The organism is Polaromonas sp., from assembly GCF_041689105.1.
In the GTDB taxonomy this organism is placed as follows: domain Bacteria; phylum Pseudomonadota; class Gammaproteobacteria; order Burkholderiales; family Burkholderiaceae_C; genus Polaromonas.
Genome location: NZ_JBDNGU010000165.1, coordinates 1 through 6,136 on the forward strand (window position 1 = coordinate 1; position 6,136 = coordinate 6,136).

The 6,136-nt window shown below is 53.1% G+C and carries 5 protein-coding genes; 1 reads left to right on the forward strand and 4 read right to left on the reverse strand.

The window, feature by feature from the left end; translation table 11 throughout:
• Nucleotides 1-209: 209 nt before the first annotated feature.
• Nucleotides 210-638: a PaaI family thioesterase gene (locus ACESMT_RS17000; RefSeq protein ID WP_372827784.1), complete on the forward strand. Its 429-nt coding sequence runs from the start codon at nucleotides 210-212 to the stop codon at nucleotides 636-638.
• Nucleotides 639-923: 285 nt separating this feature from the next.
• Here the strand turns inward: ACESMT_RS17000 and ACESMT_RS17005 are convergent, their stop codons facing one another.
• The 4 genes from ACESMT_RS17005 to ACESMT_RS17020 all read right to left on the reverse strand — a co-directional run.
• Entirely contained in the window at nucleotides 924-2,120 is a 1,197-nt protein-coding gene (locus ACESMT_RS17005; RefSeq protein ID WP_372827785.1) for a GIY-YIG nuclease family protein, read from the reverse strand.
• Nucleotides 2,113-4,221 (reverse strand): DEAD/DEAH box helicase, encoded by a 2,109-nt coding sequence (locus tag ACESMT_RS17010; RefSeq protein WP_372827786.1) that lies wholly within the window; start codon nucleotides 4,219-4,221, stop codon nucleotides 2,113-2,115. The genes ACESMT_RS17005 and ACESMT_RS17010 overlap by 8 nt, the downstream gene beginning before the upstream one ends.
• Nucleotides 4,218-5,228, reverse strand: coding sequence for a virulence RhuM family protein (locus ACESMT_RS17015; protein ID WP_372827787.1), 1,011 nt, complete (start codon nucleotides 5,226-5,228; stop codon nucleotides 4,218-4,220). Before ACESMT_RS17015 ends, ACESMT_RS17010 begins: the two co-directional genes overlap by 4 nt.
• Nucleotides 5,225-6,136, reverse strand: a 912-nt coding sequence (locus ACESMT_RS17020; RefSeq protein WP_372827788.1) for a type IIL restriction-modification enzyme MmeI, incomplete at its 5' end; no start/stop codon positions are given. The genes ACESMT_RS17020 and ACESMT_RS17015, both read right to left, overlap by 4 nt.

Sequence of the window (6,136 nt, forward strand, 5' to 3'; positions counted from 1 at the left end):
AGCCTTGATGGATTACCAGGTTCGCTGCATCATGCTTGAACTCGGTTGAAAATGTACGACGTTGCTTTGCCATGGAGCACCTCTTTGTTGGCGGCAATATTACCACCTAAGTTGGTGTCCGGTTTTATTAGACCACTACAATTCGAGAGGGACGCCGCAAGAGCGTGGCGCCCCTTAGTTCTAAGTTAGGCATCACAGAGAGGCCGCCCGTGGCAATCAACCCGATCCCACCCAAACTCCCGCTCACGAATGCGACCGTGGAGGAATTCTACGAATGGCTGTTCGCACCTTGGGTCAAAGAACTTGGACTACGCGACTTCGATGTCGCGCCTGGAAGGGTCGTGGCTACATTGCCCCAAGACAGGAAGCTTCAATTTGTGAGCGGCGCGATCTGCGGGCAGGTCATCATGTCAGCTGTGGACACTGTCGTCTCTCTAGCCATGGCAACGACAGAAAGAACCTCGAAAGGCACGATATACCAGCACACCCATTTCTTACGACCGGCCATGACGCACGACATGCACGTTGAGGCGAATGTTCTACGGTTTGGCAAAGCTTCTGCGTTCGCTGAGGCGAAGGTTACTTTTGCCAACTCCGGCGAACTTGTAGCGCATGCAACCCTTGAGTTTGCATTCTAGGCCGCGAGTGATGCCTAATTTACGTTAGACTTCATAGTCACTCTTTGAAAGGGGACGTATTATGATTGAGCAAGGCATAAAGATCTCGTGGTCCTACTGTACAGAATATGTCCCCATCGACATTGAACAACTTGATGGCGCGACCGTCGCAACGACAATGGAGGTTTTGAGGTGTAGTGGTTGAGCTGGCTTTCGGGTGGGTCTAGCGGCGTCTTAATCGTATCTAATCTTGGTGAGCCATACTTAATATTTAGAATGGTCATTTTATTTTCAATTTTAATTTTGTCACCGTCCGTCAACATCATCCTCGAGTTGTGCAGTTGCGGGTACATAGATCGCATTGGTAATCGATCCATTGCGAATACGCTCAACCGCTTCGTCAATCACATGCAGTGGAACAAGGAACCATTCCTTTGGTTTGACGGGGTGGCCGAAGCGGTCTTCGATGGTCAAATCAATCTGGGCTGCGCCAAATAGGCGGTGAAAAATATTTTCCAGTCGGGTGCGATTCAGATTATGCAGTTTGTAAGTTGCGACAATCTCGACATCTGCCAACAGGTAGGTCGCATCATGCGCCGCGTTGGCTATGCGGGTCTCCACCTTGCCTCCAGTGACGCCGATTTTGTGGATTAACGCCCGATGTTCAGCAACAAATGGATGATTGGACAAGCTGCGTAGTACATAGATAGTTCCGCTTTCAATATCATCTGACTCTGCTTTATCGCCAAACAAGGGGCCCAAATATGTATCTGTCAGTCGCCTGCCAGTCTCGTCTTTATACAGCGCACGTTGGAGCGAGCGGCGCAGGAGATTGCTCTGCGTGCCGTTAGCGTAGATCAGCAGCAAACGTGCATCGCTTTCCCCATTTGGGGCTTTGATTGTTTCGCCCACTTCAGCCACATAAGTAAGCTGTCCGCCAAGAACAAAAAAGTGCCCTACCTCAATACTTGTATCGCGTCCAAAGCGCAGAGTCGTACGCGCACCGGATTTAAGTTCTCGCTCTGCCTGCTCGAACAATGGCTGGTACTGGTCGAAGTTTTCACACCGCGTACGATCGGCAATCTCCTCTGCCGCTCTCTTGTTAGCGCTGGAGCGCACATGGCGTAACACGGTGATGTCATCTTCATCTACGGATTGCTCACCAATGCCCAGTTGAGCCAAAAGAGCATCTTCATCGAGCTCGCTGACATCTTGCTGAGTCGTCGCCGTCGCTGTCAGCAAGCCCACCTTATCCAATTCGGCTAGAAGGGCTTGGGCTTCGGGTAACTTGCGTAGCTGATTCAGACGAACGGCGTACAAGCGCTCAAAGATGTCCTTGTCTTCCCCATGCTGCGGGATACGCCCGTGGGTTTGATGAAAACGCAAGATATCCTCGAAACCGGCGATGATGCGCTCCTCTCGAGGTGTGTGATGGGAGGCCTTGAGCGGAGTAACCTCTACTCCTAGGGCGCCCAATAGTTCATCATCGTCCATTTCAACCATTTTCAGATTCCCCTTGTCCCTGTGCTGCCTTAGCCTGTGCTCTGTATCGTGCGAACGCTGCCACGCCCTCAGCCATGCGCTTTTCCCAAGCGTCGGCGGAGTTGATGTCTGGCAGGCGGCCTCGCTCGTTCTTGAACTGCAGGGCGCGTTTGGACAGTTCGCGTGCTTCGTCTTCAGAGATGCTGACCTTTTTGGCCGCGATGCTTGCCTGCACTTGGCGCAACGATTTCTCGTCCATTGCCTTTGCCAGTACAGCGTAGGCGGCATCGAATGGATTGATGCGGTCGATCAGGTCAATGTCCAGTTCGCGCACGTTAACGAACTTGCGCACACCAACTAGCAAGGCGGTGCTGCCTTGCCCAGAGTCACTGCCATTGGCGTCAGCGTGCGCGATGGCGAGCTTGGCCTGCTGAGTGATGTTCATGGCGGCAATGGCGTGCTGGCGGACGGCCTCTTGATCAATAACGCTCAACTCCGGGTAGCGCTCGCGCACGATTTTGCCCATGTGTAACTGAGTCAGCTCTTCGGGCAGCGTATTTTCTTTGTCGAACAGCCCGCGCTCCACCACTGTTTTGTTTTGCAAGAAACTGGTGACGACCTCGTTCAAATCCTCTTTGCAGATGCGGGTAGCTTCAGCTGTTGTTGGCGTTGTCAGCCCGTTGATTTCGACGTGGTACTGACCGGTGCCTTCATTCACGCCCACGTTGGTGCGACCTAGCTGGTAACCACTGGGCCCGTAGTCAAAACCTTCCTTTGCCCCCGTGTCCTTTGGGGTGAACTCATAACGTGGCGCTAGCACCTGCTCCATCAATAAGCTAGCGGAGATGGCCTTGAGCATGTCGTTCACGGCCTCCGCTACCGCGGCTTGTTCCGCTGCTGGTTCGGCGATCAGGTTGGTAAAGCGTGAGCGTTCTTTGCCTTCGGCGTCACGGGTGGCACGGCCTATGATCTGTACGATTTCGGTCAGGCTACTGCGGTAACCGATGGTCAACGCATGTTCACACCAGATCCAGTCAAAGCCCTCTTTCGCCATGCCCAGCGCGATGATCACGTCCACGTGGTCGCGGTTGTGTTTCTGAGCAGGGTCTTTCAGGGCGCCTAGCACTTTGGAGCGCCTGGCGGCGTCGCTGTCGTCCACGAGATCGGCTACTTTCAGGGTGCGGCCGTCCTTGGTGTTGATGAGGTGAAAACCGGTGACGGGGTCGACGCTGTGCCAGTCGCCCAGCGCGCTCATAATTTCATTAACCTCGCGCTCTTTGTCTTTGAGGCTTTCGCGCGCGTTCACGTTGGGAATATGCACGATGGTCTTCAACGTCGGGTCTAGTACCTTGTTGACAGCATTCACATACGGGCCGGTATAGAAGAAGTAGCCAATATCCAAAGACTTGAGCCAACGGTAGCCATTGAGCTGTTCGTAGTAGGTGTAAGTAATCGTCTCAAACTTGGCCTCCTCCGCTGGTGCCAGCACCGCCTCGCTGTCGCCGCGGAAGTAGGAGCCTGTCATGGCTACGAGGTGTACCTTGTCGCGGTTAATCAGCGCGCTCAACTGGCTGCCCAGCCTGTTATCCGGATTAGCCGACACATGGTGGAACTCGTCGATAGCAATCAGGCGATTGTCGAAGGCTTCGATGCCCAACTCATCTATGGCGAAGCGGAAGGTGGCATGGGTGCAGACCAGCGTTTTGTCAGTGCTTCCCAGAAATTTGCGTACAGCCTCAACCTTGGACTTAGCCACGCGCGGCTCGTCTATGCCGGGGGCATTGCACAGGTTCCACTCTGGCGCCACCTGCCAGTCGCAATAAAAGCCGAATTGGCTCAAGGGTTCATCAGCAAAGCTGCTGCCAATAGAGCGCTCCGGCACCACCACCACCGCCTGCTGCAAGCCTTGGTTATGCAGCTTGTCGAGCGCGATAAACATGAGCGCGCGGGACTTGCCCGATGCGGGCGGAGACTTGATCAGCAGATATTGTTCGCCACGCTTGGAATAAGCGCGCTCTTGCATAGTGCGCATGCCCAGTTCGTTGGAGCGGGTGGATGCTCCGGTATGTGCCGTACTGATGGAGACGGACGGCACGGTGTAGTTGTTCGTGGGATTGGTCATGGCTTCCGTCCTTTATGCTGAAGGTCTTTTTCTAGTTGCTCGATTTCCTTCAGGTCGGCGTCGTCGGCGGCCCTGGCTTCGCTTATTCGGCGCTGCTGGTCGTAAGCCTCATAACGATCAACGGCGACTTTCTTCATGTGTTCGTGGCTGATAGAGCCCGCGCCTTCGAGGATGGACTGATCATTGAATTCCAGCATTTTGTCCACGTTGTTGCGCCAGAAATCGAGCGTCAGTTGCTTCTGCTGTTTGACCCGCAATTCAGCTTGTTCAAGAAAAATGACCACAAGGCGGTTGAGGGTGTCGATCTCGTCAGCGTTCAGGTAGTTTTTGGCGATAATGACATCCTGCTTGCGAACTCGCGTGCCACTCCAGCTGGTCAGCGCCATATTGGGCTGGCTAGTATCGGCACGCTTCAAGATCAACTCCGCGGCGGTATGGCCGGTGGTGGCATAGAGCAGCTTGTTCTGCACTTCGGCAAAGAAGAGGCCTGTCTCCCGCTCGTGGCCCTGATAATCCGAACTGAGAGTAAAGAGCTCGCGCACCTTCTGGTAGAAGCGCTTCTCCGAGGCCCGGATGTCGCGGATTCGTTCCAGCAGTTCATCGAAATAGTCCCAACCGCCGGGGTTCTTGAGGCGCTCGTCATCCATCACGAAGCCCTTGCGTAAAAACTCCTTCAGGTGCGTGCTGGCCCATTGGCGAAATTGAACGCCACGGGGAGAGCGCACGCGGTAGCCGATAGCGAGGATCAGGTCGAGGTTGTATTGCACTAACTTACGCTGAACCTGTCTCTGGCCCTCCGTTTGAACTGTCAAGGATTCCTTGACAGTTGCCTCTGCGGTTAACTCATTGTCGTCAATAATATTCTTGGCGTGCAGGGACACGTTCTGCTTGGTGGTTTGGAATAGTTCAGCAATTTCCATCTGGCTCAGCCAAATAGTGTCGGTTTCTACCCGTAGCTGGAGTCGAGTTTGGCCATCGGCAGAGGTATAAAGGATCAGTTCACTCATGAGGCGTTCTTGCCTCGTATCGCCTTTGCAGCAAGCTTGGTTTTAGCTGCAGCTGTCATTTTGGTGTAAAGCTCAAACAGCTTTTCCAGCCGCTCAGTGTCGTTCTTGAAACGGCGGCCGATGTAGATGCGCTCGAGCACTTCATCGTTGCGCTCGTGGGCGTGGCGCAGGTTCTCTGGCATATTTAACGGATTGTACAGGTCTGCAATCGTGGCCGGGAAATGGGCTTCTCGGGCAAGTAAAATATTCTCCGCGCAGTTGGTCAAATCGACTTTATTCTGCTCTGTAAGCAGGGGAGCCGGGAAAGTGTTCCAGCCAATTGTGTTGGAATACCTAAAGTCGGTTTTCATTTTTCCGCATACTGTTGCAATCCAGACGAGGTGAATGCGTGAGGCAACAATTGCCATGTTCCAGAGAGGGGCATCAAAAGCGGCAAAAAGAAGATCTGTAATTATGGTAGTTCGAGGCAGTATCCCAACTGGCAAGTAGTCGCGGGATTCAGATGATACCTTAGGGATTGCCATGACGACTTCGCTCCCTTTCTGGCGCATTTCACCAAATTTATAAGGAAAATTAGCCATTGAAATAGTGGCTGCCTTAGGGCTGTTCAGACGCATTCTCTTTACAGCCTCTATCCTATCGGAAATAGAAGCTATTAAACTAGCTTCGTTCGCGTCTGCATCACTAATCCATAGGCAATATCTATCTAGGCCGCGAATAAATTCTGCAGAACCGTAAATTTTTCGAACAAATTTCTTATGCTGTTGCTCGGTAAGTCCTAGCTCGTTAAGTTCCATTTTTGATAGAAGCAAATGTCCGCCATCCGTAGGTTGGCTGCCTTTGGTCATTTCTGACAAACCCTGCAACGGTCGAGATCGTTTAGCAACGAAGACACTGGCGGCCGGGAC